Genomic DNA, 26,633 nt, shown 5'->3' with positions numbered 1-26,633 from the left:
GCTTGTCGACGCCCTGCGCGGCGCTTCGGCAAGCCCAGCGTGAACGGTTGAAGTTGATGGATGTCGAACCGAATAGGAGCGGTCTTTTCAGACGGCCTCGGGAACCGCCCTTTCGGCCCCGGCGGCACTCTGCCGGCGCAGCAGGTAGATGTCCATGATCCAGCCATGGCGCTCGCGGGCCCGGGCACGGGCCGTTTCGATGCGCGGGCCGGCCTCGGACAGCGGGCCGCCGTCCAGCAGTTGCTGCGGCATGCCCAGGTAGGCGCCCCACCAGATGTGCAAGTCCTGAGGCGGCAGGGTGGTGAAGCTGCACTGCCCGTCGAGCATGACCACGGCCGTGTCCACCCCGGCGGGCCACCCGTGGTCGCGCAGCTGGCGGCCGGTGGTCACCACGAAGGGCTGGCCGATGTCGTTGAGTGCGATGGCGTGCGCCGCCGCCAGCGCCTGCACCGAGGTGATGCCCGCCACCACCTGCACCTGTGCCGGCGCAGGCTGCAGGCGGGCCGCGATGCGCAGCGTGCTGTCGTACAGCGACGGGTCGCCCCACACCAGCAGCGCCACGCGCAGCGCTGCGCCATCGGCGGGCACAGGCAGGCGGGCCTGCGCCAATGCATCGGCGATGGCCGCCTGCCACCGCTGCGTGATCGCGGCATGCCACTCGTCCACCTGGGCCAGGTAGTCGTCGCCGTCGCTGCGGCGCCCCGGCATGTCGAAGCCGGCGATGCACGGCACCGCAGGGCCCGTCAGCACCGCATCGCACAGCGACTGCCGCAGTGCCGCCAGCTCGGCCTTGTCCTCGCCCTTGTGCGGCAGCAGGATCAGGTCGGCCGCGTTCATCGCCGCGATGGCCTGGCGCGTGAGGTGGTCGGGGTTGCCGGTGCCGATGCCGATGAGGGTCAGCGCGATGGGGGGAAGGGCCTGTTCGTCGCTCATGCGGAGGGCGCGTCCAGCGGCTCGTCGCGGGCGGTGTCCAGCGCCGTGCCGCCGTTCACATCGGTGGCCGGAAAGCGCGGCGCGTTGCCCAGGGGACGGTAGCGGCGGTCGTAGTCGGCGGCGTAGAGGCGGCTTTCGGCAAAGTCCTCGGCCTGCAGGCTGCGGCCCACCAGGATCAGGGCGGTGCGCTCCATGCTGGTGGCCACGGCCTGCGCCAGCGCGCCCACGGTGGTGCGCACCACGGTCTCGTCGGGCCAGCTGGCGCGCCACACGATGGCGGCGGGGCAGTCGGCGCCGTAGTGCGGCAGCAGCTCGGCCTGCACCTTGTCGGCCACGTGGATCGACAGGTGGATCGCCAGCACCGCGCCGGTGGCGGCAAACGCCGCCAGGTTCTCGGCCTCGGGCATGGACGTGGCGCGGCCCGACGTGCGCGTGAGCACCACCGACTGGCACAGCCCGGGCAGCGTGAGCTCCGCGCCCAGCGTGGCCGCAGCGGCAGCGAATGAGGGGACGCCGGGCGTCACGGTGTACGGAATGCCCAGCACGCGCAGCCGGCGCAGTTGCTCGCCCATGGCGGACCACACCGACAGGTCGCCCGAATGCAGGCGCGCCACGTCCTGGCCCTGCGCATGGGCGGCCTCGATCTCGGCCACGATGTCGTCCAGGCTCATCGCGGCCGTGTTGACGATGCGGGCGCCCGGCGGGCAGTGCGCCAGCAGGTCGCGCGGGATCAGCGAGCCGGCGTACAGGCAGACCGGGCACGCGGCCATCAGGTCGCGGCCGCGCACGGTGATCAGGTCGGCGGCGCCAGGGCCGGCGCCGATGAAATGCACGGTCATGCCGATGCTCCTTGTCGTTCTTGGGATGGGCCCGTGGCATGCGCCAGGGCGACCGCTGCGATGTCACAGGCCGGGTCGCCAGTGCGCCGGATTGCCACGGCCACGGCCAGTGTGGCGCTGCCATCGGCGGCCACGAGGCGCGGCACGGCCAAGGCGGCGCCCGGTCCGGCGGCCGACAGGGCCGCGGCTTCGACCACGCTGCCGGTGCCGTAGCGCGCCTGCAGGCGCGGCGATTGGGTGGCCACCGGTTGGCCGGCCAGGTCTGCGGTGGGGATTGCCCGTACCGGTACGGGCGGTGCGCTGCCGGCGATGCCCGACAGCCAGGCTGCGAGCGCGGGATGCGCCGCCTTGGTGTCGAGCACGGCCACGGCGCAAGGGCGCAGGTCGTCCGCAGCCCACACCACATGGCCCTGCAACAAGGCCTGCGCCTGGGCCCACAGCGCGTGCAACGCGGCGGGCTGTGCATGGGCGCGCAGGCCCACGCCCACCACCGTGCAGACGTGGCCCTGGCCCGCGGCGGAGTCAGGGGGCATCAGGCGGGCATCACCCTTCATCGCTGCCAGCTCCACTGCACCAGCGGGCGGGCCGCCTGCCAGCTGTGCATGCGCCCGAGTGGCTGGGCGCTGGACAGCTCCAGCCGCAGCAGTTGCCCGCCGTGCACGCCATGCAGCTGCACCAGCAGCGCCTGCGTCTCCAGCGTGACGGCGTTGACCACCAGGCGGCAACCGGCGGGCATCAACGCCTGCAGTTCGGCGAACAGCGTGGCATCGAAACCGCCGCCGACAAACACCGCCTCGGGCGGTGGCAACCCGTGCAAGGCTGCGGGCGCGAGGCCGTGCACCACCTGCAGCGCGGCCTGCAGGCCCACGCGCTCGGCGTTGCGGCGGATGTTGTCTGCGCGGGCCGCATGCTGCTCCACGCAGTGCGCCGTGCCCCCGGCCAAGCACCACTCCACCGCGATGGAGCCGGAGCCGCTGCCGATGTCCCACAGCCGCTCGCCGCGGCGTGGGGCCAGGGCGGCCAGCGTGAGTGCGCGGGCCGGGGCCTTGGTGATCTGCCCGTCGTGCGCATAAAAATCGTCGGCAAGGCCCGGCACCTGGGGCATGCCCACGCCGCCCTGGGCCTGCAGGGCCACGGCCACGGGGGCCAGTGCGGGGTCTGCCGGCAGCGCGGTGATCGCCTCGTGCGCCGCCAGCCTGCGGCAGCGCTCGCGCGGGCCGCCCACGGCCTCCATCACCCACAGGCTGCTGTCGCCCCAGCCTTCATGCACCAGCCACTGCGCCAGCTGCGCCACGGCCGCGCCATCACGCAGCAGCACGATGAACTGGCGCCCTGGTGCCAGGCGGGGCAGCAGTTGCTGCAGCGGGCTGGCGTGCAGGCCCAGGCAATCGACTGCCTCCAGCCGCCAGCCCAGGCGCGCCGCGACCAGCGAGAATGTCGAGGGTTGCGCGTGGCAGCGCCACTCGTGGGTCGCCAGGTGCGCCGCCAGGCTGCCGCCCGCGCCGAACCAGAACGGGTCGCCCGATGCCAGCACCACCACGCGCTGCCCGCGCAGGGCCAGCACGGGGGCGACGTTGAAGGGCACAGGCCAGGGCCGGCCGCGGTCTCCCACCTCGGCCAGCGCCAGATGGCGCGGGCCGCCGAACACCACCTGGGCGGCATCGAGTGCGCGGCGGGCGGCGGGGGCCAGTCCTTCCAGCCCATCTTCATTCAAGCCGACCAATGTCAACCACGGATCAGTCATGACGCATGTTCTCCTGCTGGGCGGTACCACCGGCGCCAGCCAGTTGGCCCAGGCCCTGCACCAGGCGGGCGTGCCAGCCGTTTTTTCGTATGCGGGCGTCACGCAGGCCCCGCTGGCGCAGCCCTTGCCTGTGCGCGTCGGCGGCTTTGGCGGGGTGCCGGGGCTGGTGCAGTACCTCGTGGACCATGGCATCACGCACGTCGTGGATGCCACGCACCCCTTTGCCGCGCAGATGAGCCGCCATGTTTGCGAGGCCTGTGCCATGGCCGGTGTGCCGCTGCTGGCGCTGGAGCGTGCCCCGTGGCAACCCGGGCCGGGCGACCGGTGGATCGACGTGCCCGACATGGCGACCGCTGCCTTGGCTTTGCCAGAGACACCGGCGCGGGTGTTCCTGGCCGTGGGGCGCAAGCAGTTGCATGCCTTTGCAGGCCTGGGGCAGCACCGCTACCTGCTGCGGCTGGTGGATGCCCCCGCGCCCGGCAGCCTGCCCTGGCCCGATGCCGCGGTGGACGTGGAGATCGGGCGTGGCCCCTTCAGCGCGGAGCACGACCTGGCCCTGCTGCAGGCGCACCGCGTGCAGTGGCTGGTGGCCAAGAACGCGGGCGGCGAGGCCACGCGCGGCAAGCTCGACGCGGCGCGCGCGCTGGGCCTGCCCGTGGTGATGGTGCAGCGGCCAGCCCTGCCGCAGCGTGCGCGCACCGAAGACGTGGGCGCGGTGATGCACTGGCTGCGTCATGGCGCATTGCCTGGTGAAGACGCGTCGGCTGGCATGCCATAAAAGCGCGGCGTGTAGGTGAACCGGCCCACGCGCCGCGTGGTGCTGTTGCCCACCAGCACCACGGTGCGCATGTCGGCCATCTCGGGCGCTGCCTCGGCCAGGGTGCAGACGGTGAGCTGCTCGTCGGGCGTGGACACGGCCCGCGCAAACACCAGCAGGCGCCCGGGCTCGCAGTGGGCGCGCAGCAATTCGAGCAGCCGCACGAAGCCCTCGGGCCGGCTGCGCGAGCGGGGGTTGTAGAAGGCCATCGCGAAGTCGGCCTCGGCCGCCAGCCGCACACGCTGGGAGATCACCGGCCAGGGCTTGAGGTTGTCCGAGAGGTTGATGCAGCAAAAGTCGTGGCCCAGCGGGGCCCCGGCGCGCGCCGCTGCCGCCAGCATGGCGGTGATGCCGGGCAGCACCTGCACGTCCAGGGCCTGCCAGGCTGCCGATGTGGCGGGCGCCGCGTGCTCCATGGCCTCGAACACCGCGGACGCCATGGCAAACACGCCCGGGTCGCCCGACGACACCACCACGACCTGCCGGCCCTGTGCGGCCAGGGCCAGCGCCTGCTGCGCGCGGTCCAGCTCCACGCGGTTGTCGGACGCGTGCCAGGCCACAGGATGCGGTGCGGCGGCTTGCTGCCACAGGGCCTGCGCCCGCGCGACGTACGGCAAGTAGCCGACCACATCGGTGGCGTGCTGCAGGGCCGCGGCCACTTCGGGCGTGACCTGCGCCAGGGCGCCGGGGCCCAGGCCCGCGATGGTCAGGCGGCCTGCGGCGGGGTTGGCAGAGCCGTTCACCATGCCGCCTCCGGCCGCCGCCCCTGGCCGTGCACCAGCACGATGGCGAAGTACGGGCAGGCGTCGTCCGCCACATCGGCCAGGAGGGCGACCTGCTGCGTGGCCGTGGTGCCGTTTTGCACCAGCCACGCGGCGTCGAGCCGCCCGGTGCGGGTGAGCGCGCGGCGGATGCGGGGCAGGTTGCGCCCCACCTTCATCACCACCAGCGCGTCGGCGGTCTGCATGCGGCGCACCAGTTCGTCCTCGGGCAGGGTGCCGGTCATCACGCTCAGCACGTCGTCGCCCCAGGTGATGGGTTTGCCCGTGGCGTGCCAGCAGCCCACCATGCCGGGGATGCCGGGCACCACGTCGGGCGCGGTGCCGGTGCGCTCGCGCAGGCGGGTGTACAGGTGCATGAACGAGCCGTACAGAAACGGGTCGCCCTCGCACAGCACCACCACCTGCTGGGTCTGCGCTAGCAGGGCCAGGCGCGTGCACCAGTCGTCGTAGAAGGCCGAGAGCTGGGCCACGTAGTCCGCGCTGTCCACCGGCAGTTCGGTGGTCACGGGGTATTCCATGGGGTATTCCGTCACGCCGGGTGCGAGCAGGCCCTGCACCAGCTGGCGCGCCTTGCCGGGGCGGCCCTTCTTGCGGAAGAAGGCCACGTGGAGCGCGCCACGCACCAGGCGGTCGGCCTTCACGCTCATCAGGTCGGGGTCGCCGGGGCCCAGGCCCACGCAGACGATGCCGGGCCGGGCCTGCGCGGATGCCATGGCGCTACTCGACATCGCTGGCCAGTGCGTTGATGGCGGCCACCGTCATCGCAGAGCCGCCCAGGCGGCCGCGCACGATCATCGCGGGCACGGGCAGGTCGTGCATCAGGGCGTCCTTGGACTCGGCCGCGCCGATGAAGCCCACCGGGCAGCCGATGATGGCCGCAGGGCGCGGGCAGCCGGGCTCCTGCAGCATGTTGAGCAGGTGGAACAGCGCGGTCGGCGCGTTGCCGATGGCCACTACGGCGCCCTGCAGTTGCGGGCGCCACAGCTCCACCGCCGCGGCGCTGCGCGTGGTGCCCAGTTGCTGGGCGAGAGCGGGTATCCGCTCGTCCTGCAGCGTGCAGATGATGGGGTTGGTGGCGGGCAGGCGGGTGCGGGTGATGCCCTCGCTCACCATGCGCACATCGCACAGCACGGGGGCGCCGTCCTGCAGCGCCTGGCGCGCGGCCTCGGCCATGCCGGGGGAGAACATCACGAGTGGGGCCAGCTCGACCATGCCGGCGGCGTGGATCATGCGCACCACGACGCGCTCTTCGACGGGGGTGAAGCGGCTCAGCTCGGCTTCGCGCCGGATGGTGGCAAAGGACTGCCGGTAGATCTCGGCGCCCTGGGTTTCGTAGCGGTGGAGCATGAATTCTTTGCAAACAACAACCCGGGATTGTCTTGCAGGATGGCCTCCTCCATGCGCTCGCCGTTGACCTGGCTGGCAGTCCCTTGGCGAATCACCGCCCAAATCGGTCCGCGTTCGGTCGCTTCCGCCCGCAGAGTGACGGTGGCCGGCGCCTGGCGCGCGCAGCCTTTGGCGCAGCCCGACACATGCAGGTGCGCGCCCGGCGGCACGTGGGGCGCGCAGGCCAGCGCCAGGGCCAGGGTGGGCGCGTGGGCCTGCGGGCAGCCCGGGGCACCGGTGCACGCGGACACGCGCAGGCGCGGGTCGTCGGGGTGTGTGATCCAGTGCGGGCCGGGTGCCAGGCTGGAAGCCTGGTCGGGTGCATCCGGGGTGCCGCCAGCAGAGTCGGCAACGCATTCCAGCAACACCATGCGCCACGGCGTGATGCGCAGGCCCGTGGCGCCGCTACGGCGCGCTGCGCGAACCATGTCGGCCCACGCTCGGGCAGGCACGCGGCCCAGCGGGGCCGCCACCAGCGTGCCGACGCCGGGCACCCAGCTGGGCAGGGCATCGTCCCCGCGGATGTGCTCTGGCGCCTGTGCAGAGACCACCGCATCGGCGGGCACCCATGCCACGCCCGCAGGCAGGTCCGCCAGCCATGCCACGGACGTGGATGTGGCCGTGGAATTTTCGTCGGTAGGGTGGTGAAGCGCGCTTTCCAGTTCTTTTACACCGGCGGCCATCCGCCCAGGCCGTTGCCCCAGGGTTTTCTGGTGCACGCAACGTTGTGCAAACCAGCGTGCCAGTGCCAGGCCTGCAGCCACAGCGTCTTGCTGGTTGTTTGCCGTCAGCGCCCAGCGCAGTCCATCGGGCTGCACGCGCCATGCGGTGGTGCCCGGGCCCGGTGCGCGCAGCAGGCGGATGTCTGCTGATACGCCATGCAGCCAAGTCGAATATCCGCCGTCGATGGCCCAGCCGAATTTGGCGGGCAGGGCGTCCAGGTCCGGCGACCGGGCCAGCGCCTGGTGCAGTGCCAGGGCCAGCGCCTGCACGCCGTCGCCGGGCCGGTGCAGCGGGTCGACCACCACATTGCGCAGGCGCTCGCTGCGCGCATCCGCATCCAGCAGCCCGCAGGCCGCCAGGGATCGCAGCAACGCGGCATGGCGCTCGGGCGGCACGCCGCGCAGCTGCACGTTGGCGCGGCTCGACAGCTCCAGCGTGCCCGCACCGTGCACCTGCGCCAGGCGCGACAGCCGCAGCGCCTGGTGCAGGGTCAGCCGGCCCAGCGGCGGGCGCACGCGCACCACCAGCCCGTCGCCCGAGGCCATGGGCTGCCAGGCGCCGGGGCACCAGCCTTGGATCTGCGGGGTGGGGTTCATGCAGGGTGAGGAATATGACGTCGACGTGCCAAGCCCGTGGTGGAATCTGGCGGCACCTGGATCGCCAAATGTACTTGGGGCCTGCCGCGCTGCCACTGCGCCACGTCGAGGCAGGTAACCGCACGGCGCCTGCAGCCAGGTCGCAGGACTTTTGCCCTGCGCGCTGGCACCGGCGCGGACTTCTATGTGAAGATGGCCAGGAGGCTGCGCGGCATAAGGCATCGAAGCGAAAAGTTCGAAAACCGAGGATCGCTAAGTGCTACTGACAAGCCCAGGGCGGGCCCCTGGGCGCAGGAAGCAGTGCTTGGCGAGACCGGTTTGTCGAGCGTTGCAGCCGTTGCTCCTTCTGCCGCGCAGCCTCCTCGACCCCTTGCGGTGCGTTGCGCAGCCCCGCGCCGCACGGCATACACGATGCCGTATGACAGGAATGCAGGCCCCCGTATGAGAGACCACGCCCTTTTCGACAAGATAGACCTCCATCTCATAAGGGTCTTGCACACCGTGCTCACAGAACGCAGCGTATCGAGGGCCGCCGTCCGGCTGGGCATGCACCAGCCGGCCGTGTCTGCCGCGCTCAAGCGCCTGCGGGACCTGGCGGGCGACCCGCTGCTGGTGCGCTCGGGCGCCAGCATGATGCCCACCGACGCCGCGCTGCGCATGGTGGAGCCCGCGGGCGCCATCCTGCGATCGGCCGAGGCCTTGTTCTCCGATGCGCGGGGGTTCGATCCGCGCACGTCCACCCGTACCTTCCGCGTGGCGGCCAGCGACTACCTGGACCCGCTGTTCCTGCCCCAACTGGTCGCGCGCCTGAAGGTCGAGGCACCGCTGTGCCCCATCGAAATTCTGCCGCTGTCGGCCGACGCCCACTACCACGCGCACCTGGCGCAGGGCGAGGTCGACGTGGTCATCGGCAACTGGCCGCAGCCGCCCGAAGACCTGCACATGGGCCGCCTGTTCGGCGACGAGGTGGTGTGCCTGGTCAGCCGCGAGCACCCGGCCGTGCGCCGGGGCTGGGACGCCGAGAGCTGGCTGGCCGCCGAGCACATCGCGCCCACCCCCACCCACCCGGGCGCGCGCGGCGTGATCGACGCGCACCTGGACAGCCTGGGCATGGCCCGCAACATCACCGCACGCTGCGCGCACTTCAGCGCCATACCGCCCATCGTGGCGTCGAGCCTGCTGGTGCTGACCACCGGCCGCCAGTACTGCGAACGCTACGTTGACCAGCTGCCGCTGGCCATACTGCCCAGCCCCGTGCCCTTCCCGCGCCTGATGTATTACCAGCTGTGGCATGCGCGCACCCACCATTCGGCGGCGGCCATCTGGCTGCGCGACTGCGTGAAGACCGTGGCTGCGTCGCTACGAAAAGAATAGCTGCTAGCGCATACGGAGCAAGCGCAAGGCGGTATTTTCATTCCAAAAACAAGTCATAAAACTGAGAGACAATCCCCGCATGAGTTCACCTCCTACCTCCAGCGCCCCGGGTGGTCCGGGCGCACCGCCGCCCCGGCTGCAGCTCGCGGGCATCACCAAGCGCTACCCGGCCGTGGTGGCCAACAGCGGCGTGTCGCTGACGGTGCTGCCCGGCGAGATCCACGCCGTGCTGGGCGAGAACGGCGCGGGCAAGTCCACGCTGATGAAGATCATCTACGGCTCGGTCAAGCCCGACGAGGGCAGCGTGCACTTCAACGGCCAGGCCGTGCAGGTGCGCAACCCGCAGGAGGCGCGCGCGCTGGGCATCGCCATGGTGTTCCAGCACTTCAGTTTGTTCGACACGCTCACGGTGGCCGAGAACGTCTGGCTGGGCCTGGACAAGAGCCTGTCGCTGCCCGAGGTCACGCAGCGCATCACTGCCAAGGCGGCCGAGTACGGCCTCGACATCGACCCCCTGCGCCCGGTGCACACCCTGAGCGTGGGTGAGATGCAGCGGGTGGAGATCATCCGTGCGCTGCTCACCAACCCCAAGGTGCTGATCCTGGACGAGCCCACCTCGGTGCTCACGCCCCAGGCGGTCGAAAAACTCTTCGTCGTGCTGCGCCAGCTGGCCAGCGAGGGCTGCAGCATCCTCTACATCAGCCACAAGCTGCACGAGATCCGTGCGCTGTGCACCGCCTGCACCGTGCTGCGCGGTGGCAAGGTCACGGGCGTGTGCAACCCGGCCGAGGAATCGAACGCGTCGCTCTCGCGCCTGATGATCGGCGCCGAGCCGCCGGCGCTGGAGCACCGCGCGGTGCAGACCGGCGCCACGGTGCTGCGTGTGCAGGGCCTGTCGCTGCCGCGCGCGGACCAGTTCGGCGTGGACCTGGTCGACCTGCAGTTCGAGGTCAAGGCGGGCGAGGTGGTGGGCATTGCCGGAGTGTCCGGCAACGGCCAGAAGGAGCTGCTGTACGCATTGTCGGGCGAGGACACGCGGGCGGAGCCCGCCGCCATCCAGGTGGCCGGGCAGAACGCGGGCCGCATGCGCCCCGGGCAGCGCCGTGCGCTGGGCCTGCACTTCGTGCCCGAGGAGCGCCTGGGCCGGGGCGCCGTGCCCACCATGGGCCTGGCGCACAACCTGCTGCTCACGCGCACCAACTCGGTGGCGGGCAGCGGCTGGATCAAGGTGGGTGCGCTGGAGGCGCATGCCAAGGCGCTGATCGAGCGCTTCAACGTGAAGGCGGGCGGCCCGCACGCGGCGGCCAAATCGCTGTCGGGCGGCAATCTGCAAAAGTTCATCGTGGGGCGTGAGATCGACGCCAACCCCAAGCTGCTCATCGTCTCGCAGCCCACCTGGGGCGTGGACGTGGGTGCGGCGGCGCAGATCCGCGGCTCCATCCTGGCGCTGCGCGATGCCGGCTGCGCGGTGCTGGTGGTCAGTGAAGAGCTGGATGAACTGTTCGAAATCTGCGACCGGCTGCATGTGGTGGCCAAGGGGCACCTGTCGCCCTCGGTACCGCGCGCCGATGCCACGGTGGAGCAGATCGGCGAATGGATGAGTGGCCTGTGGCATGCCGACGTGCAGGCCCATCTGGCCCAGAACGTTCACAGCGCCCACAGCGCCAAGGTGGGGGAGGTGCAGCATGCTTAAGCTCGAACCGCGCCCCCAGGCGTCCAAACTCTGGACCTACGGCTCGCCGCTGCTGGCGCTGGCCTTCACGGTGCTGATCGGCATCGCGCTGTTCGCCGCGCTGGGCAAGGACCCGGTGCGCGGGCTGCAGGTGTTCTTCTGGGAGCCCATCAAGACGCAGTACGCCATCGGCGAACTCATGGTCAAGGCCACGCCGCTGTTGCTCATCGCGCTCGGTCTGGCGGTGTGCTTTCGCTCCAACGTGTGGAACATCGGTGCCGAGGGCCAATTCGTCATCGGTGCCGTGGTGGCCGGCGGCGTGGCGCTGCTGGCCGACAAGACCACCGGGCCGTGGATCGTGCCCGCCATCCTGGTGGCGGGCGTGCTGGGCGGCATGGCGTGGGCGGGGCTCACGGCCCTGCTGCGCGACAAGTTCAACGCCAACGAAATCCTCGTCAGCCTGATGCTGGTGTACGTGGCCACGCTGGTGCTGGGCTACCTGGTCTACGGTCCGTGGAAGGACCCCATGGGCTACAACTTCCCGCAGACCAAGACGTTCGAAAAGGTCACGCAGATCCCGCGGCTGATGCAGGGCTCGCGCATGTCCATCGGGCTGCTGCTGGCGCTGGCCGGGGCGGCCGCGCTGTGGGTGTTTTTGTTCCGCACGCGCGCGGGCTTTGCCCAGCAGGTGGGCGGGCTGGCGCCAGCGGCTGCGCGGTACGCGGGCTTCTCGTCGCGCCGGGCGCTCTGGACGGCGCTGCTCATTTCGGGCGGCGCAGCGGGCCTGGCGGGCGCGCTGGAGGTGGCCGGCCCCATCGGCCAGCTCACGCCGTACGTGCCGGCGGGCTACGGCTTTGCGGCCATCATCGTGGCCTTCGTGGGGCGGCTGCACCCGGTGGGCATGATCCTGTCGGCCATCCTGATGAGCATGTTCTACATCGGCGGCGAGCTGGCGCAGTCGCGCCTGGGGCTGCCCAAGTCGCTCACCGGCGTGTTCCAGGGCTTGCTGCTGTTTACGCTGCTGGCCTGCGACACACTCATTGCCTACCGCGTTCGCTGGGTGGGCGCCAAGAAAGTGGTGGCCTGATGGAATCCTACGCACTCCTCATCGGCGCCACCTTGAGCGCCGGCACTGTCCTGGCCATCGCGGCCCTGGGCCTGCTCATCAACGAGAAGGCCGGCATCGTGAACCTGGGGGCCGAGGGCATGATGCTCTGCGCCGCCATCGCCGGGTTTGCCACCGTGGTGCACACGGGCAACACCTGGCTGGGCTTTGCCGCGGGCATGGCTGCCGGGGCGCTGCTGGCGGCCATCTTCGGTGTGCTGGTGATCTGGCTCAACACCAACCAGTACGCCACCGGGCTCGCGCTGTCGCTGTTCGGGGTGGGGTTCTCGGCCTTTGCGGGCATCAGCTTCGTGCAGGCCAAGCTGCCCGAGCTGCCCAAGTACGCCATCCCGGTGCTGTCCGACGTGCCGCTGCTCGGGCCCGCGCTGTTCCAGCAGCACCCGCTGGTGTACCTGACCATGGTGTTGGTGGCGGCGCTCATCTGGTTTTTGTACCGCTCGCGCGCGGGCCTGGTGCTGCGCTCGGTGGGCGAGTCGCCCGAGTCCGCCCATGCGCTGGGCTACCCGGTGCGCCGCATCCGGCTGGCCGCGGTGGTGGCCGGCGGCGCGCTGTGCGGGCTGTCGGGCGCGTACATCTCCACCGTCTACACGCCGCTGTGGGTCGAGGGCATGGTGGCTGGCCGCGGCTGGATCGCGCTGGCGCTGACCACCTTTGCCACCTGGCGGCCTGCGCGGGTGCTGCTCGGGGCCTACCTGTTCGGCGGCGTGACGATGCTGCAGTTCCACCTGCAGGCCACGGGCGTGCAGGTGGCCAGCCAGTTGCTGTCGATGCTGCCGTACGTGGCGACCATCGTGGTGCTGGCGCTGATATCGCGCAACCCGACGTGGATCCGCATCAACATGCCGGCATCACTGGGCAAGCCGTTCTACCCGGGCTCCTGACCCACGTCCGCGGCCCCGCCCCGGCGCGGGGCCTGCGGGTGGCTCCATGGCCCGTGTCTTGCATCGGGACCGCGGGAGGTGAAAAACCTTTGGTTACTGCCCGGTAGATCGGACCATAATCACCGTTTTCGTGCGTCTGCCTTGTAAAACTCTCTTCTTCCCTTCTCTTCTTCATCTTCATCTATCCATAAGGAACCGACATGACTGATCTGCAGAAACGCTCCCTGCTCAAGGTGGCAGCGCTCTCCGCCGTGGCCGCCGCCGCGCTCGTGGGCTGTGGCAAGAAGGAAGAACCGGCACCGGCCCCCGCGCCCGCACCGGCTCCTGCGGCAGAGGCCCCTGCGCCCAAGGCCGAGCCTCTGAAGATCGCGTTCGCGTACGTCGGCCCTGTCGGTGACGGCGGCTGGTCGTTCGCCCACGACAACGGCCGCAAGGCCATCGAGAAGGAATTCGGCGACAAGGTCGTGACGAGCTTCGTCGAAAGCGTGCCCGAGTCCGCCGACGCCGAGCGCGTGCTGCGCGACCTGGCCGGCCAAGGCAACAAGCTGATCTTCGGCACGACCTTCGGCTACATGGAGTCCATCCAGAAGATCGCCCCGGACTTCAAGGACGTGAAGTTCGAACACGCCACCGGCTACAAGACCGCCGAGAACGTGCGCACCTACGACAGCCGCACCTACGAAGGTGCCTACATGGCCGGCGTGATCGCCGGTGCCATGACCAAGACCAACACGCTGGGCGTGGTGGGATCGGTGCCGATCCCTGAAGTGATCCGCAACATCAACAGCTTCACGCTGGGTGCGCAGTCGGTCAACCCCAAGATCAAGACCAAGGTGGTCTGGGTGAACGAATGGTTCAGCCCACCGAAGGAAACCGAAGCCGCCACGTCGCTGATCAACGGCGGCGCCGACGTGCTGTTCCAGAACACCGACTCGCCCGCAGTGCTCAAGACGGCGCAGGAAAAGGGCAAGCGCGCCTTCGGCTGGGATTCGGACATGACCGCCTACGGCCCCAAGGCCCACCTGGCATCGGCCGTGATCAACTGGGGCCCGTACTACATCAAGGCCACCAAGGACGCCCTGGACGGCAAGTGGGCCACCGGCCAGAGCTGGTGGGGCGTGAAGGAAGGCGCGATCGACATCGTCTCCATCGCTGAAGACGTGCCCGCCGAGACCAAGGCCAAGGTCGAAGAAGTGAAGAAGGGCCTGGCCGACGGCAGCTTCGTGATCTGGAAGGGCCCCATCGTCGGCCAGGACGGCAAGGCCGTGCTGGAAAAGGACGCCGTGGCTGACGACAAATTCCTCGGCGGCGTGAACTTCTACGTCAAGGGCGTGGAAGGCAAGATCCCCGGCGGCGACAAGAAGTAGTAAGACGCCTTTGTGAACACCTTGGCGGGCGCCGTGCGGTGCCTGCAAGGTGGATCGCGACAATGTCCCAGGGCCGCTTTGTGCGGCCCTTTTCGTTGGTGCCATGCCGGTGCATGATGTGGCCCATCCCCACAGAAAAATGAGAGGCCAGGCCGCCATGTTCAAAGTCCCGCCCATCTCCGCCGAGCGCCTGCCTGCGCTGCTGCGCGCCATGCCCAAGGCAGAACTGCACATCCACATCGAAGGCTCGCTCGAGCCCGAGCTCATCTTCGCGCTGGCGCAGCGCAATGGGCTGACCCTGCCGTACGCCAGTGTGGAAGCGCTGCGCAGCGCGTATGCCTTCACCGACCTGCAGAGCTTTCTCGACATCTACTACGCCGGTGCCAGCGTGCTGCTGCACGAGCAGGATTTTTACGACATGGCGCGCGCCTACCTGGTCCGCGCCGCGCACGACAACGTGCTGCACGCCGAGATCTTCTTCGACCCGCAGACCCACACGGCCCGCGGCGTGGCGATGGAGACCGTGATCAACGGGCTGCACCGCGCCTGCCAGGACACGCGCACCGAGCTGGGCATCAGCGCCACGCTGATCCTGTGCTTTTTGCGCCACCTGAGCGAAGAGTCCGCCTTCGAGACCCTGGAGCAGGCCCAGCCCTTCCTGGACAAGATCGTGGGCGTGGGCCTGGATTCGAGCGAAGTGGGCCACCCGCCGGAGAAGTTCGCGCGCGTCTTTGCACGCTGCCGCGAACTGGGCCTGCGCCTGGTCGCGCATGCCGGGGAAGAGGGGCCACCGGCGTACATCTGGAGCGCGCTCGATGTGCTCAAGGTGGAGCGCATCGACCATGGGGTGCAAGCGGTGCACGACGCCGCGCTCATGCAGCGCCTGGCGCAGGAGCGCATTGCGCTCACGGTGTGCCCGCTGTCCAACCAGAAGCTGCGCGTGTTCCCCGACCTGGCGGACCACAACCTGGGCAGGCTGCTCGACGCAGGGCTGGCGGCCACCGTCAACTCGGACGACCCGGCGTACTTTGGCGGCTACATCAACGACAACTTCACCCAGGTGTTCGCCGCCACGCACCTCACGGCCAAGCACGCCTACCAGCTGGCGTTCAACAGCTTCGAAGCCAGCTTTGCAGGCAATGCCGACAAGCGCGTGTGGGAACACAAGCTCAAGGAGACCTTCGAGCGCTGCGTGGAACACGACTACTGAGATCGGGCCACTCCCTGGCTGCGCTGAAGGATGGCGTGGCCGCTGGCACTGGGGAGTTGGGCGTGCACTGCAGCGGAGCGACCTCGTCAGGCAGCCGTACAACGCGCGCGAAGTGGCAGGGACTGACCGAGCGACAGGCCTTCGTTTGATCCCCCATTTGGTGCAGGACTAGCTAATTTTTCGGGTAAACCCTAGAATTGTGAGTTTTTGTACGAGCGGGCTGAGGCCCGCATCCGGGGTGTGCCGTCGGCCGCAGCCCCCTTTTCTTTCGACTTCCCGCGATTCAGACCCTCAGCCCATGGACCATGGGCTGGCGAGGCGCGCGCCCGCGCCACCACGGAGCTTTCCCCCATGTTTCTCAGTCAAATTTCCATCGGCAAGCGCCTCACTTTGGTGCTGGGCCTGATCCTGGCCCTGTTCTTTGCCAGCAGCGTGGTGGCGGTGGTCAAGCTCGGCCAGCTGGGCCAGGAGATCGACACCATGGTGTCCGACAACATCAAGACCGAGCGTGCGGGTGCCGACTGGTTGCGCCACACCACCTCCGGCGTGCAGCGCGCCGCCGCCATCGCCAAGAGCAGCGATGCGAGCCTGATCCCGTACTTCGCGCCGGCCACGGCCGAGTCGATCCGCAACACCAACGAGCTGCAAAAGTTCATCGAATCCAAGATGGACACGCCCGAAGAAAAGAAGCTCTTCGACCAGGTCGGCCAGCTGCGCAAGGACTACCTCGCCGCGCGGGAAGAGGTGAGCAAGTTCAAGCAAGCGGGCGACGCCGAGAGCGCCAACAAGGTGTTCAACGAGCGCTTTGAGCCCACCTCGCGCAGCTACCTGGCAGGCGTGCAGCAGATGGTGGACGCGCAGCGCGCGCAGCTGGACGAAGCCGGCAAGCGCAGCGAAACCCTGCGTGCCCAGACCACCTTGCTGCTGCAGGTATGCACCGGCGTCTCGCTGCTGCTGGGTGCCTTGCTGGCCTGGCTGCTGGCCACCAGCATCACGCGCCCGCTGCGCCATGCCGAGGCCATCGCCGAAGCCATCGCCGACATGGACCTGACCGGCCAGCCCGAGGCCAGCTACGCCAACGACGAAACCGGCCGCCTGCTGCGCGCGCTGGACCTGATGCGCAGTGCGCTGCAGGGCTCGCTGCAGCAGGTGCGCGGCGTGGTGGACAGCATCTCCACCGCCAGCACGCAGATCGCCATCGGCAACCAGGACCTGAGTGCCCGCACCGAGCAGACCGCCAGCAGCCTGCAGGAAACCGCCAGCTCCATGGAAGAGCTGACCAGCACCGTGCGCCAGAGCGCGGATTCGGCCGTGCAGGCCAACCAGCTGGCCGCATCGGCCGCAGCCGTGGCCGAGCGCGGTGGCGCAGTCGTCTCGCAGGTGGTGAGCACCATGGACGAGATCAACGCCAGCAGCAAGAAGATCGCCGACATCATCGGCACCATCGACGGCATCGCCTTCCAGACCAACATCCTCGCGCTCAATGCCGCCGTGGAGGCGGCCCGCGCGGGTGAGCAGGGCCGTGGTTTTGCCGTGGTGGCCACCGAGGTGCGGGGCCTGGCCCAGCGCAGCGCGGAAGCCGCCAAGGAGATCAAGGCCCTGATCGGCGTGTCGGTGGAGAAGGTCGAGTCGGGCTCGGCCCTGGTGCAGAACGCCGGCACCACCATGACCGAGATCGTGACGTCCGTGCGCCGCGTGACCGACATCATTGGCGAGATCAGCGCCGCGGCGTCGGAGCAGAGCCTGGGCATCGGCCAGGTGAACGTGGCGGTGAGCCAGCTCGACCAGATGACCCAGCAAAATGCCGCGCTGGTGGAGGAATCCACCGCAGCCGCCGAGAGCCTGAAGGACCAGGCCGCGCGCCTGTCCGAAGTGGTGGGCGCCTTCCGCCTGGGCGGTACCGTGCCCGAGCATGCCCGCCTGCGGGTGCCGCGCCTGGGCTGAGTGCAGGACGAAAGCGATAGATACGCCGGACGTTGTGCCCTGCCGGGCTTCCAGCCTCAGCACCGAATGACGATCTAACTGACTTTTTCCGTGGACCACCGCCGCCCTGCGGTGGCTCCGCTTTTCAACCTGGGCCATGTAGAGGAACACCATGTACAAAAACCTCGCCACCGCACTGCGTGCGGCTTGTGTGAGTGCGCTGGCGGGCGCCGTTTTCATCACCTTTCCCGCTGTCTCCCAAACCCCGGCAGGTGCCAAACCACCTGCCCCCGCGCCGGCGCAGCCCGTCAAGGCGGGCTTCGTCTATGTCTCCCCCATCACCGAAGCCGGCTGGACGCGTCAGCACGACGAGGGCCGCAAGGCCGTCGAGGCGGCGCTGGGCGCGCAGGTGCAGACCACCTTCGTGGAAAACGTGGCCGAGGGGGCCGACGCGGAGCGCGTGATCCGCGACCTGGCGGCCACGGGGCACCAGATCATCTTCACGCCCAGCTTCGGCTACATGGAGCCCACGCTCAAGGTGGCGCAGGACTATCCGAACGTGAAGTTCGAGTCCATCACCGGCTACAAGACCGCGCCCAACGTGGCCGCGGCCAACGCGCGATACTACGAGGGTCGCTACCTGGCCGGCATTGCGGCGGGCCGCATGAGCAAGACCGGCGTGGCGGGCTACGTGGCGGGCTTTCCCATCCCCGAAGTGCTGCAGGGCATCAACGCGTTCACGCTGGGCATGCGCTCGGTCAACCCCCAGGCCACCGTGAAGGTGGTGTGGATCAACGTGTGGTTCGACCCGCCCAAGGAGCGCGATGCGGCCATGGTGCTCTTCAACCAGGACGTGGACGTGATGGCCTTTCACACCGGCTCCACCGCCGTGATGGCCGCGGCGCAGGAGCGCGGCAAGATGGCCGTGGCCTACCACTCCGACATGCGCAAGGCCGGGCCGGACGCGCAGATCATCGCCGTCACCCACCAGTGGGGCCGCTACTACACCGACCGCGTGCGCGCGGTGCAAAACGGCACCTGGAAGAGCGGCAACCTCTGGGGCGGCGTGCGCGAGGGCCTGATCCGCGTGGGCGACTTCGGCCCCAAGGTGCCGCCCGCCGTGCAGCAGGAGGTGCTGGCCGCGCAGAAGGCTGTCGGCGCGGGGCAGCTGCAGCCGTTCCGCGCGGGTGCCAAGGCCCCGGTGCGCGACAACGAAGGCCACGAGGTGATCCCCGCAGGCCAGGCGCTGACGGATGCACAGATCCTGCAGATGAACTGGCTGGTGGAAGGCGTGCAGGGCCGCATCACCCGCTGACGGGGTACAACGCCAGCCGCGGCGCTCGGGCCATAGCGTTTATTGCAGGCGGCGTATGTCCCGGACCACAGCCGCCGCTAAGCTAGCGCCCATGCATGTATACCGCTCTGCCCTTTTGCGCTTTGCCGATGATGGATCGGCCCTGTATGACGAAGACGGCCTGCTGGCTGTCGGCCCGGATGCCCAGGGCCGCCAGCGCGTGGTGGCGGCGGGTGCCTGGCAGGCGCTGGCCCATCAGTACGCTGACCATCCCGTCACGCACCTTCCGGGCCGCATCCTGGCGCCGGGCTTTGTGGACATGCACATCCATTTCCCGCAGACCGATGTGATCGGCTCGCCCGCGGACGGCCTGCTGCCCTGGCTGGAGAACTACACCTTTCCGCACGAGTCGCGTTTTGTCGACCCGGCCTACGGCGCCCAGGTGGCGGGCTTCTTCGTGGACGAGCTGCTGCGCAACGGAGTGACCACGGCGCTGACATTCGCCACCTCGCACCCGGCCAGCGTGGACGCGCTGTTCACCGAGGCGCAGCGCCGCCAACTGCGCCTGATCACCGGCAAGGTGCTGCAAGACCGCCATTCGCCCGACGGCGTGCGCGACGAAACACTGCAGAGCCTGCTCGACACCGAAGCCTTGATCCAGCGCTGGCACGGCGTGGACCGCCTGGGCTATGCCATCACCCCGCGCTTTGCGCCCACCAGCACGCCCGAGCAGTTGCGCGGCGCGGGCGAGCTGGCCGCGCGCTATCCCGACGTGTGGATCCAGTCGCACGTGGCCGAGAACCTGGACGAGATCCGGTGGGCACGCGAGCTGTTCCCGGCGTCGCGCAGCTACCTGGCGGTGTACGACGACTTCGGCCTGATGCGCGAGCGTGCGGTGTACGCCCACTGCATCCACTTCGACGACGACGACCGCGCATTGATGCGTGACACCGGCACCGTGGCGGCCGTCAGCCCCACGAGCAACCTGTTCCTGGGCAGCGGCTTTTTCGACTACGCGGGCGCGGACCGCGTGGGCTTTGGCTACGGCCTGGCCAGCGACGTGGGCGGGGGCACCAGCTTCAGCCCGTTCCACACCATGCTGGCGGCGTACTACGTGGGCCGGGAAGGGCAGAGCAAGCAGGGCCTGAGTTTGTCGCCCCGGCAGCTGTGGTGGCAGCACACGGCGGGCGCGGCCAAGGCGCTGGGCCTGGCGGGCGTGGTGGGCAACCTGCAGCCCGGCTGCGAGGCGGACTTCGTGGTGCTCAACCCGCGTGCCACACCCCTGCTGGAGCGCAAGACCGCCCAGGCGCGCAACCTGGATGAGCTGTTGTTTGCGCTGATCGTGCTGGGGGATGACCGGCTGGTGGAGCGGACCGTCATCGGCCAAGGGCAGTTGGGCGGCTGCCAACTCTGACGAGGGACCGGATAGCGCCGACGCAGTTCCTGAACATGCTTGGCCCCATGCTGCCACCCCACATTTGGGGGATGGCAGCATGGGGAAAAGGTGTGTCAAATTGTTGGGTGACAACTTTGGGCCTTGGGCTCTTCGCTCACGCCGTCTGTTTCTACCCCATCAGGAGATCACCATGTACTGCCGCTTCCGCATAAAATTCCACATCCTGCCGGCGTCTGCGCTGGCGGCACGCCTGCTGGGCCTGGCTTGCCTTGCACCCGTGGCCTCGTGGGCGCAAGGCGCGGCTGAGGCACCCGTTGCGGCGGCCGCGCCCACCGCAGCGCCCTGCCTTGCCGCGCCGGGGGCGCCGCAATGGCTTCCGTGCGGTCCCGACCGTATCCTGACAGAGGCCGAAGCGAAGTCGCAATTTGTCAAAGAGGGTCAAGTCACAAAGGTCCTGTTGACCGGTGGCCAGTCGGGCAGGAAGTTTTTTGCCCATTTCAAGCCCGGTGGCAAACTGGACGCAGGCTTGGAAGGCGGCACCAACAATGGCAAGAGCTGGAAGTTCGTAGACGGTCGTTTGTGCCGCGATTACTACCGTTTCTCCGTCGTCCATTGCAGTGCCTTAGAGGTCGCAGACGGCAAGCTGTTTTTTCTGAACCAGGATGGGTCCAGGGACACAATTACCTCGGTGGAATTTGCTCAACCTTGACCCTCGTCGCTCCTGCTCCGGGCTGGTTGCAGCTTGGAGGCCTTTTCTCAAGCAAAATATGCCTCTTGCGCTTGATGATCAAGCGCTACCAGCTACATATTTCATAGCGCCCGGCCGTTTGTCGTCGTTTTTGTCGACAGCCCGGGCCACTGCGCAGGGAATTGACCGATGAGCATCAAGAGCGACAAATGGATCCGCCGCATGGCTGCCGAGCACGGGATGATCGAGCCCTTCGAGCCCGGCCAGGTGCGCGAGGCCGAAGGCCGCAAGATCATCAGCTACGGCACCAGCAGCTACGGCTACGACATCCGCTGCGCGCCCGAATTCAAGGTCTTCACCAACATCCACAGCACCGTGGTGGACCCGAAGAACTTCGACGAGAAGAGCTTTGTCGACTTTCACGGCGACAGCTGCATCATCCCGCCCAACAGCTTCGCGCTGGCGCGCACCGTGGAGTACTTCCGCATCCCGCGCAACGTGCTGACCATCTGCCTGGGCAAGAGCACCTACGCGCGCTGCGGCATCATCGTGAACGTGACCCCCTTCGAGCCCGAGTGGGAAGGCTACGTGACGCTGGAGTTCTCCAACACCACGCCGCTGCCGGCCCGCATCTACGCCGGTGAAGGCTGCGCGCAGGTGCTGTTCTTCGAGAGCGACAAGGACGATGTGTGCGAGGTGAGCTACCGCGACCGCGGTGGCAAGTACCAGGGCCAGGTCGGCGTGACCCTGCCCAAGGCCTGATCCCGGGCGCTGGCGGGCGGCGCGCACAGCCGGTGTCCTACACGGGCATGGTCGATCGGCTGAAGTGCAAGCGCACGTAAGGTTTTTAGCATGGTGTCAAGCCTCCAGATGGTCTGGTGGTGAGACAAAAAGGAGTTCCCCATGCTGACCTTTGCTGCACCTTCGGCACCCGCGCAAAACCGGGGCGCTGACTTTTCCCTCACCCCGGACGAATCCTTTGCCTCCCCCCGCCGTGCGGCTGCGTTCATCGGCATGCCGCACCACGGCACGTACTGGCCCTGCGATCTTCTCAACCTCTTCGTCCTGAAGATGGCCGCCGCAGGCCACTGCGTGAACACCGACATGATGCTCGGCCACCGGCCCTATGCCCAAGGCCGCCTGAATGCCGCCTACGACTCGCGCGACGAGAGCCTGTGCGCACTGGCCGCTCGCCTGCAGGTGTACTTCGATGCCGCCACGCCCGAAGGCTGCCGCGTGGCGGCCGAGCTGGACGAACAGGGGCGTGGCCACTTGCTGCTGGTGTAAGGGTCTTGCACGGCGGATCTGTGTGGGTCCGCCGGCAGCCCACGCTCGCGCTTGGATGCGGGCTGGTGCGGGCCTCGCAGGCCCGCCGCCGTTGACCTACCTCCGCACCGGGTAGGACTCATGTTTCCACGCTCACTCGGTTGCGTCCCTGGTTCTTGGCCTCGTACAGCGCGGCATCGCTGCGCCGCAGCATGTCCGAGCCTTCGTCGTAGAGGCCGCGCATGGTGGCCACCCCTGCACTCACGGTGATGTGGCCGACCACCGGATCGGTCTGCTCGTCCATGGCGGTCACCAGTGCCTCGGCAATGGCGCGTGCGCCCGCCAGGTCGGTGTCGGGCAACAGGGCGACGAACTCCTCGCCCCCCAGCCGCGCCACCACGTCCGATGTGCGTAGCCGGACCTCCAGCGTGCGCGCCAGCCGGCGCAGCACCTCGTCACCCGCCTCGTGCCCGTAGGTGTCGTTCACGCGCTTGAAGTGGTCCACGTCCACGGTGATGATGCTCAGCGGGCGTCCGCTGCGCCGGGCCAGCGCCAGGGCAAAGGCCATCTGGGTCTCGAAGCCGCGGCGGTTGAGCAGGCCGGTGAGGGCGTCGGTGCGCGCCTGCAGGTCCAGCGCCCGGTTGGCGGCTTCGAGCTCCAGGGTGCGCAGGCGCACCTTTTCTTCCATCGCCTCGCGGGCGGTCAGCAAGTGGTGCGTCATGCGGCGCAGCGCGCCCGAGAGCTTGCGCACCTCGCGGCTGCTGCGCGTCTGGGGGATGCGCGTGCCGGGGGTTTCGGCCTCCACGGCCGTGGCGGCATCGGCCAGTGCATAGAGGTCGTCGCTCAGCCGGCGCGCCGCCAGCCAGGCCAGCACCGACGCCACCATGGCGGCAGTCAGGCCGATGACCAGCGCCAGGCGCACGGTACGGCCCGCCTCGGCAAAGGCCAGCTCGACCGGCTCGCGGGCCACGACGCGCCAGCCCAGGTCGCTGGCCGCGTTGCGGGGCTTCATCGGGGCGATGGCGGTCAGGTACTCGCGCCCGTCCAGCCAGCGGACCACGGCGGGCTGCGTGCCGTCACCCGCCCCTCCCCGGGCCGTGGGCGGGGGCTTGGGCAACTGTTGGCCGGCCGCCTGCAGGGCCTGGGTCTGGCCATCGGGGGCGTAGATGAGCTGCCCTGCACGGTCGAAGACGAAGAGTTCCAGGGCGGAATCCTCCGTGGGCGGCGGGGTGAGGCTTTCGATGACCTCGCCGGTCCACTCCCAGCTGCCGTGGATGCCCAGCACGCCCACGGTGGTGGGGCCGATGCGGATGGGCGCCGCGAAGTCCACGAACCGGTACGGGTCGCCCGACGCCTGGGGCGGCAGCAGCTTTTCGAGCAGCTTGGCCGGGTGCACGTCGCCCACGTAGAGCTTGTCGAGCCCGGCCTGGAACCACGGGCGCTCCAGCACGCTCTGCTGAAGCAGCAGCCCGCCCGTGGCGTTGCGCACCACGCCCTGGGCGTCGGCCACGCCGATCCACACGCTGTTGGGCTGGGCGGCCTGGCTGCGCGCCAGCATGTGGTGGGCTTCGGGGGAGTCCAGCCCCTTGACCCAGACGACCTCGGCCGCGGCCAGCACCTCGGCTTCGCGGCTGCGCTCCAGCAGGCCGTTGGCCAGCAGCTTGCCCGCGTTCTCGGCCACCATCAGCAAGGCGGCGCTGGCGTCGCGTTCGTTGCGCACCTTGATCAGCTCGCCAAACCCCAGCGACAGCAAGGCTGCCAGGGCGACGACGATGGTGCCGAACACCAGCGCGATCTGCGAGCGCAGGCTGAGGTCGGAAAATCGCCGCGTTTTCATGGGATGACCCCGAGCGGCAAGCCGGGGGCCGGGGCTGTGGCGCCGGCACGGCCGTGCGCCCGCACCGCCAGCCGGGCCGCGGCCAGGTCCCACCCCGCCCAGCCGCAGCTCTTGAAGAGCACCGGCCCGGTGCGCTGGATGCGCGGGCCCTGCAGCACCTCGCGCAGCGTGGGCATGGCGCCCACGTCCAGGCCGGCCTGCAGCAGGTCGCCGGCCTCGTGGCGCGCGTCGGGGGTGTCGACCACGATGTGGCCCTGCTGCGCGATGTGCAGGCACAGGGTGGGGGAGAGTTCGGCCATGGTGGGTGTGTAGGCGCCCACGGCCGCCACGAAGGCATCGGCCAGGGGCGGCGTGCAAAGCACGACGCGGTGCGCGGGGGTGCAGGTGACGATCAGTGGGCAGTGCCGCACTTCGGCGTCGGCATCGGTCACCACGCGGGCCTTGGCGCCCAGCGCGCGGGCGTGCCGGGCCAGGGCTTCGGCACTGGCGGCGCTGCGCGAGGCCACGCGCACATCCTGTACGCCCAGGCCCTGCACAAAGGCCTCCAGGTGCGCCAGGCCCTGCACGCCGGCGCCCACGATCAGCAGCGGACCCTGCGGCTCCTGCGCCAGGTGTCGCGCGGCCAGCAGCGACGCCGCAGCCGTGCGGCGCGCCGTGATGGTGGGGCCGTCGAGCACCAGGCGCCGCTCGCCCGTGGCCACGTCGAACACCACCACGTCGCCCTGGATGGTGGGGCGGGGCGTGCCGGTGTTGGCGGGCGTCAGGGTGATGAGCTTGGTCATGGCAACCCGGCTGTCGGTGGCCGGCATGACGAACAGGGTGCCGCCCAGGGGCAAGGGCAGCACGCTGCGGGCAGGCACCACCACCGACACATCCCGCAGCACGGCGGCGATCTCGTCGGCCAGCGCAGCCCATGGCAGCAGCGCCGCAGTGGCTGCGGCGTCGAGCGTGGGGGAAGGCTCCAGGCGGTGCGAAGAAGACATGGTGGAAATGTACACAGCCGCCGCGGCGCCGGGGAGCCGGGCAAGCCCGGGTCCAGGGACATTGGCAGGGTGGATGCTCAGTGCGTGGCGCCGGCCCCGAGCGCGATGTCCTCGCGCGCCAGCACCGCCGCCCACAGGGCCGCATGCAGGCCCCGCACCATGTCGCGCAGCGGCAGGTGGGGCGCACCCTGCCCGGGCAGCCAGGGCACGTGCACGAAGCCCCCGCGCACGCCCTGGGCGCCCGCCGGGCGCGTGGCCAGCCGGTGCAGCAGCCCGAACAGCACGTGGTTGCAGACGAAGGTGCCGGCGGTCTGCGATACCTCGCAGGGCACGCCCGCGCGCTGCACGGCGCGCAGCATGGCCTTGACCGGCAGGCTGGAAAAGTACGCGGCCGGCCCGCCCGGCACGACCGGCGTGTCCACGGGCTGGGCGCCGGCGTTGTCGGGGATGCGCGCGTCGTCGACATTGATGCCCACGCGCTCCAGGGAGAGCGCGGCGCGCCCGCCGGCCTGGCCCAGGCACACGACCATCGCCGGCTGGTGCGCCTCGATCAGCGCTTCCAAGTGGTGCAGCGACCGGCCGAACACCGTGGGCAACTGGGCCGACTCCACCCGGTGGCCGCCGATGCGCTGGCCGTGGAGCGCCTGGGCGATGAGCCAGCTCGGGTTCAGCGCGTCGCCGCCGAAGGGGGCGAACCCGGTGAGCAGGATCACCCGTTCGCCGGGCGGCGCGTAGTGGGAGGCGTGGTGGTGCATGGGGTGGCGCCGGCGCGGCGGGTGTCAATGGCGAGGTGGGCCATCGTAATCCGCCCGGCGCCGCCCTGGTTGGCGCGTAACATGGCGCCCATGCCTTCCAGGGAGGAGGGCGCTGGAGACTGGCATGAAGTGGGAAGGCAATCGCGAATCCGACAATGTGGAAGACCGCCGGGACGAGGGCGGTGGCGGTGGGGGCGGCTCGCCCATCTTTGGCGGGCGCAGCATCGGCATCGGCACCATCGTGATCGCCCTGGTGGGCGGCTGGGTGCTGGGCATCAACCCGCTGACGATCCTGGGGCTGCTGAGCGGTGGCTCTCCGGCGCAGGTGCAGCAGCAACCACAGGGCCCGGCGCACCGCCCGCCTGCGGACGACACCATGGCGCGCTTCGTGTCCACGGTGCTGGCCGACACCGAAGACGTGTGGCAGGCCGTGTTCCGCCAGGGCGGCGGCCAGTACCAGAACCCGCGCCTCGTGCTGTTCCGGGGCGCCACGCCCACGGCCTGCGGCACGGGCCAGGCGGCGATGGGGCCGTTCTACTGCCCGGCCGACCAGAAGGTCTACATCGACCTGGGCTTTTATGAAACCCTGAGGAACCGGCTGGGTGCGCCGGGCGACTTCGCCCAGGCCTATGTGATCGCCCACGAGGTGGGCCACCACGTGCAGAACCAGCTGGGCATCAGCGGCAAGGTGGACCAGATGCGCGGCCGCGTGAGCAAGGCCGAGTACAACCAGCTGTCGGTGCGCCTGGAGCTGCAGGCCGACTGCTTTGCCGGTGTGTGGGCCCACCATGCGCAGAACGCCCGGCAGATCCTGGAGCAGGGCGATGTGGAAGAGGCGATGAACGCTGCCGCCAAGATCGGCGACGACGCGCTGCAGCGCGCCAGCGGCGGCGCCGTGGTGCCCGAGAGCTTCACCCACGGCACCAGTGCCCAGCGCCAGCGCTGGTTCAACAACGGCCTGCAGAACGGCAGCGTGAAGGCGTGCGACACCTTCACGTCCCGCAGCCTCTAAGGACGGCCTGCCGCGGTCGTTGCTGACGC

General features: G+C 69.5%; 25 protein-coding genes. 14 read left to right on the top strand and 11 right to left on the bottom strand.

The window, feature by feature from the left end:
* Positions 1-87: 87 nt before the first annotated feature.
* The 4 genes from cobF to cbiE are packed head-to-tail and all read right to left on the bottom strand — an operon-like array spanning position 88 to position 3,516.
* Positions 88-933 carry a precorrin-6A synthase (deacetylating) gene (cobF, locus tag ACIGHN_RS06450; RefSeq protein WP_396503702.1) on the bottom strand — a complete coding sequence of 282 codons (846 nt, stop codon included), beginning with the start codon at positions 931-933 and terminating at the stop codon, positions 88-90.
* Positions 930-1,772: a precorrin-4 C(11)-methyltransferase gene (gene cobM / locus ACIGHN_RS06445; protein ID WP_396503700.1), complete on the bottom strand. Its 843-nt coding sequence runs from the start codon at positions 1,770-1,772 to the stop codon at positions 930-932. The genes cobF and cobM overlap by 4 nt, the downstream gene beginning before the upstream one ends.
* Entirely contained in the window at positions 1,769-2,305 is a 537-nt protein-coding gene (locus ACIGHN_RS06440; RefSeq protein ID WP_396503698.1) for a cobalamin biosynthesis protein, read from the bottom strand. Before ACIGHN_RS06440 ends, cobM begins: the two co-directional genes overlap by 4 nt.
* A gap of 17 nt (positions 2,306-2,322) precedes the next feature.
* Positions 2,323-3,516: a precorrin-6y C5,15-methyltransferase (decarboxylating) subunit CbiE gene (gene cbiE, locus ACIGHN_RS06435; protein WP_396503696.1), complete on the bottom strand. Its 1,194-nt coding sequence runs from the start codon at positions 3,514-3,516 to the stop codon at positions 2,323-2,325.
* On the opposite strand from cbiE, the gene ACIGHN_RS06430 reads away from it, so the two are divergent.
* Complete coding sequence (locus ACIGHN_RS06430; protein ID WP_396503694.1) at positions 3,515-4,294, top strand: cobalt-precorrin-6A reductase; 780 nt, start codon at positions 3,515-3,517, stop codon at positions 4,292-4,294. The genes cbiE and ACIGHN_RS06430 overlap by 2 nt on opposite strands.
* On the opposite strand, the gene cobJ is transcribed toward ACIGHN_RS06430, so the two are convergent.
* From cobJ to cobG, 4 genes are read right to left on the bottom strand one after another with little or no spacing between them, the layout of a single operon-like run.
* Positions 4,249-5,079: a precorrin-3B C(17)-methyltransferase gene (gene cobJ / locus ACIGHN_RS06425; RefSeq protein ID WP_396503692.1), complete on the bottom strand. Its 831-nt coding sequence runs from the start codon at positions 5,077-5,079 to the stop codon at positions 4,249-4,251. The two genes, ACIGHN_RS06430 and cobJ, sit on opposite strands and share 46 nt — an antisense overlap.
* On the bottom strand, positions 5,073-5,828 hold the full coding sequence (gene cobI / locus ACIGHN_RS06420) for a precorrin-2 C(20)-methyltransferase (RefSeq protein ID WP_396503691.1): 756 nt from the start codon (positions 5,826-5,828) through the stop codon (positions 5,073-5,075). Before cobI ends, cobJ begins: the two co-directional genes overlap by 7 nt.
* A gap of 4 nt (positions 5,829-5,832) precedes the next feature.
* Positions 5,833-6,462 (bottom strand): precorrin-8X methylmutase, encoded by a 630-nt coding sequence (locus ACIGHN_RS06415; RefSeq protein ID WP_056167792.1) that lies wholly within the window; start codon positions 6,460-6,462, stop codon positions 5,833-5,835.
* Positions 6,384-7,820: a precorrin-3B synthase gene (gene cobG / locus ACIGHN_RS06410; protein WP_396503689.1), complete on the bottom strand. Its 1,437-nt coding sequence runs from the start codon at positions 7,818-7,820 to the stop codon at positions 6,384-6,386. Before cobG ends, ACIGHN_RS06415 begins: the two co-directional genes overlap by 79 nt.
* A 441-nt stretch (positions 7,821-8,261) precedes the next feature.
* Here cobG and ACIGHN_RS06405 point away from each other — a divergent pair, with 441 nt between their 5' ends.
* From ACIGHN_RS06405 to ACIGHN_RS06350, 12 genes are all read left to right on the top strand, one after another.
* Positions 8,262-9,194, top strand: a complete 933-nt coding sequence (locus tag ACIGHN_RS06405) for a LysR family transcriptional regulator (protein WP_396503687.1) — start codon at positions 8,262-8,264, stop codon at positions 9,192-9,194.
* A gap of 79 nt (positions 9,195-9,273) precedes the next feature.
* Complete coding sequence (locus ACIGHN_RS06400) at positions 9,274-10,887, top strand: ABC transporter ATP-binding protein (protein WP_056167794.1); 1,614 nt, start codon at positions 9,274-9,276, stop codon at positions 10,885-10,887.
* Positions 10,880-11,953 carry an ABC transporter permease gene (locus tag ACIGHN_RS06395; RefSeq protein ID WP_056167796.1) on the top strand — a complete coding sequence of 358 codons (1,074 nt, stop codon included), beginning with the start codon at positions 10,880-10,882 and terminating at the stop codon, positions 11,951-11,953. Before ACIGHN_RS06400 ends, ACIGHN_RS06395 begins: the two co-directional genes overlap by 8 nt.
* Positions 11,953-12,873 (top strand): ABC transporter permease, encoded by a 921-nt coding sequence (locus ACIGHN_RS06390; RefSeq protein ID WP_056416175.1) that lies wholly within the window; start codon positions 11,953-11,955, stop codon positions 12,871-12,873. The genes ACIGHN_RS06395 and ACIGHN_RS06390 overlap by 1 nt, the downstream gene beginning before the upstream one ends.
* 200 nt (positions 12,874-13,073) lie before the next feature.
* Complete coding sequence (locus tag ACIGHN_RS06385) at positions 13,074-14,240, top strand: BMP family ABC transporter substrate-binding protein (protein WP_056416178.1); 1,167 nt, start codon at positions 13,074-13,076, stop codon at positions 14,238-14,240.
* A 157-nt stretch (positions 14,241-14,397) separates the two neighbouring features.
* On the top strand, positions 14,398-15,450 hold the full coding sequence (locus tag ACIGHN_RS06380; RefSeq protein WP_396503684.1) for an adenosine deaminase: 1,053 nt from the start codon (positions 14,398-14,400) through the stop codon (positions 15,448-15,450).
* 351 nt (positions 15,451-15,801) lie between these two features.
* Positions 15,802-17,394 (top strand): methyl-accepting chemotaxis protein, encoded by a 1,593-nt coding sequence (locus ACIGHN_RS06375; protein ID WP_056416184.1) that lies wholly within the window; start codon positions 15,802-15,804, stop codon positions 17,392-17,394.
* A 151-nt stretch (positions 17,395-17,545) separates the two neighbouring features.
* A complete protein-coding gene (locus ACIGHN_RS06370) occupies positions 17,546-18,688 on the top strand; it encodes a BMP family ABC transporter substrate-binding protein (protein ID WP_056416187.1) in 1,143 nt (380 codons plus the stop codon).
* Positions 18,689-18,779: 91 nt separating this feature from the next.
* A complete protein-coding gene (gene guaD, locus ACIGHN_RS06365; RefSeq protein WP_396503681.1) occupies positions 18,780-20,081 on the top strand; it encodes a guanine deaminase in 1,302 nt (433 codons plus the stop codon).
* A 172-nt stretch (positions 20,082-20,253) separates the two neighbouring features.
* Positions 20,254-20,772 carry a hypothetical protein gene (locus tag ACIGHN_RS06360; protein WP_396503679.1) on the top strand — a complete coding sequence of 173 codons (519 nt, stop codon included), beginning with the start codon at positions 20,254-20,256 and terminating at the stop codon, positions 20,770-20,772.
* 168 nt (positions 20,773-20,940) lie between these two features.
* Positions 20,941-21,513: a dCTP deaminase gene (gene dcd / locus ACIGHN_RS06355; protein ID WP_056416191.1), complete on the top strand. Its 573-nt coding sequence runs from the start codon at positions 20,941-20,943 to the stop codon at positions 21,511-21,513.
* A gap of 141 nt (positions 21,514-21,654) precedes the next feature.
* Positions 21,655-22,038, top strand: coding sequence for a hypothetical protein (locus ACIGHN_RS06350; RefSeq protein ID WP_056416194.1), 384 nt, complete (start codon positions 21,655-21,657; stop codon positions 22,036-22,038).
* 118 nt (positions 22,039-22,156) lie between these two features.
* Here the strand turns inward: ACIGHN_RS06350 and ACIGHN_RS06345 are convergent, their stop codons facing one another.
* The 3 genes from ACIGHN_RS06345 to pcp all read right to left on the bottom strand — a co-directional run bounded on the left by ACIGHN_RS06345 (position 22,157) and on the right by pcp (position 25,592).
* The gene (locus ACIGHN_RS06345) at positions 22,157-23,854 is read right to left on the bottom strand and encodes a diguanylate cyclase (protein ID WP_056416197.1); all 1,698 of its coding nucleotides are present in this window, start codon (positions 23,852-23,854) and stop codon (positions 22,157-22,159) included.
* The gene (locus tag ACIGHN_RS06340; RefSeq protein ID WP_396503676.1) at positions 23,851-24,837 is read right to left on the bottom strand and encodes a delta(1)-pyrroline-2-carboxylate reductase family protein; all 987 of its coding nucleotides are present in this window, start codon (positions 24,835-24,837) and stop codon (positions 23,851-23,853) included. Before ACIGHN_RS06340 ends, ACIGHN_RS06345 begins: the two co-directional genes overlap by 4 nt.
* 77 nt (positions 24,838-24,914) lie before the next feature.
* Positions 24,915-25,592, bottom strand: coding sequence for a pyroglutamyl-peptidase I (gene pcp / locus ACIGHN_RS06335; protein WP_396503674.1), 678 nt, complete (start codon positions 25,590-25,592; stop codon positions 24,915-24,917).
* Between the two features lie 124 nt (positions 25,593-25,716).
* Between pcp and ACIGHN_RS06330 the strand changes: the two genes are divergently transcribed.
* On the top strand, positions 25,717-26,604 hold the full coding sequence (locus tag ACIGHN_RS06330; RefSeq protein ID WP_396503672.1) for a neutral zinc metallopeptidase: 888 nt from the start codon (positions 25,717-25,719) through the stop codon (positions 26,602-26,604).
* The last annotated feature ends 29 nt before the right edge of the window (positions 26,605-26,633 follow it).

The organism is Acidovorax sp. NPDC077693 (assembly GCF_044542805.1).
In the GTDB taxonomy this organism is placed as follows: Bacteria; Pseudomonadota; Gammaproteobacteria; order Burkholderiales; family Burkholderiaceae_C; genus Acidovorax.
The sequence above is the reverse complement of the archived record's forward strand: the minus strand, read 5'-3'. Positions and strand labels throughout refer to the sequence as shown.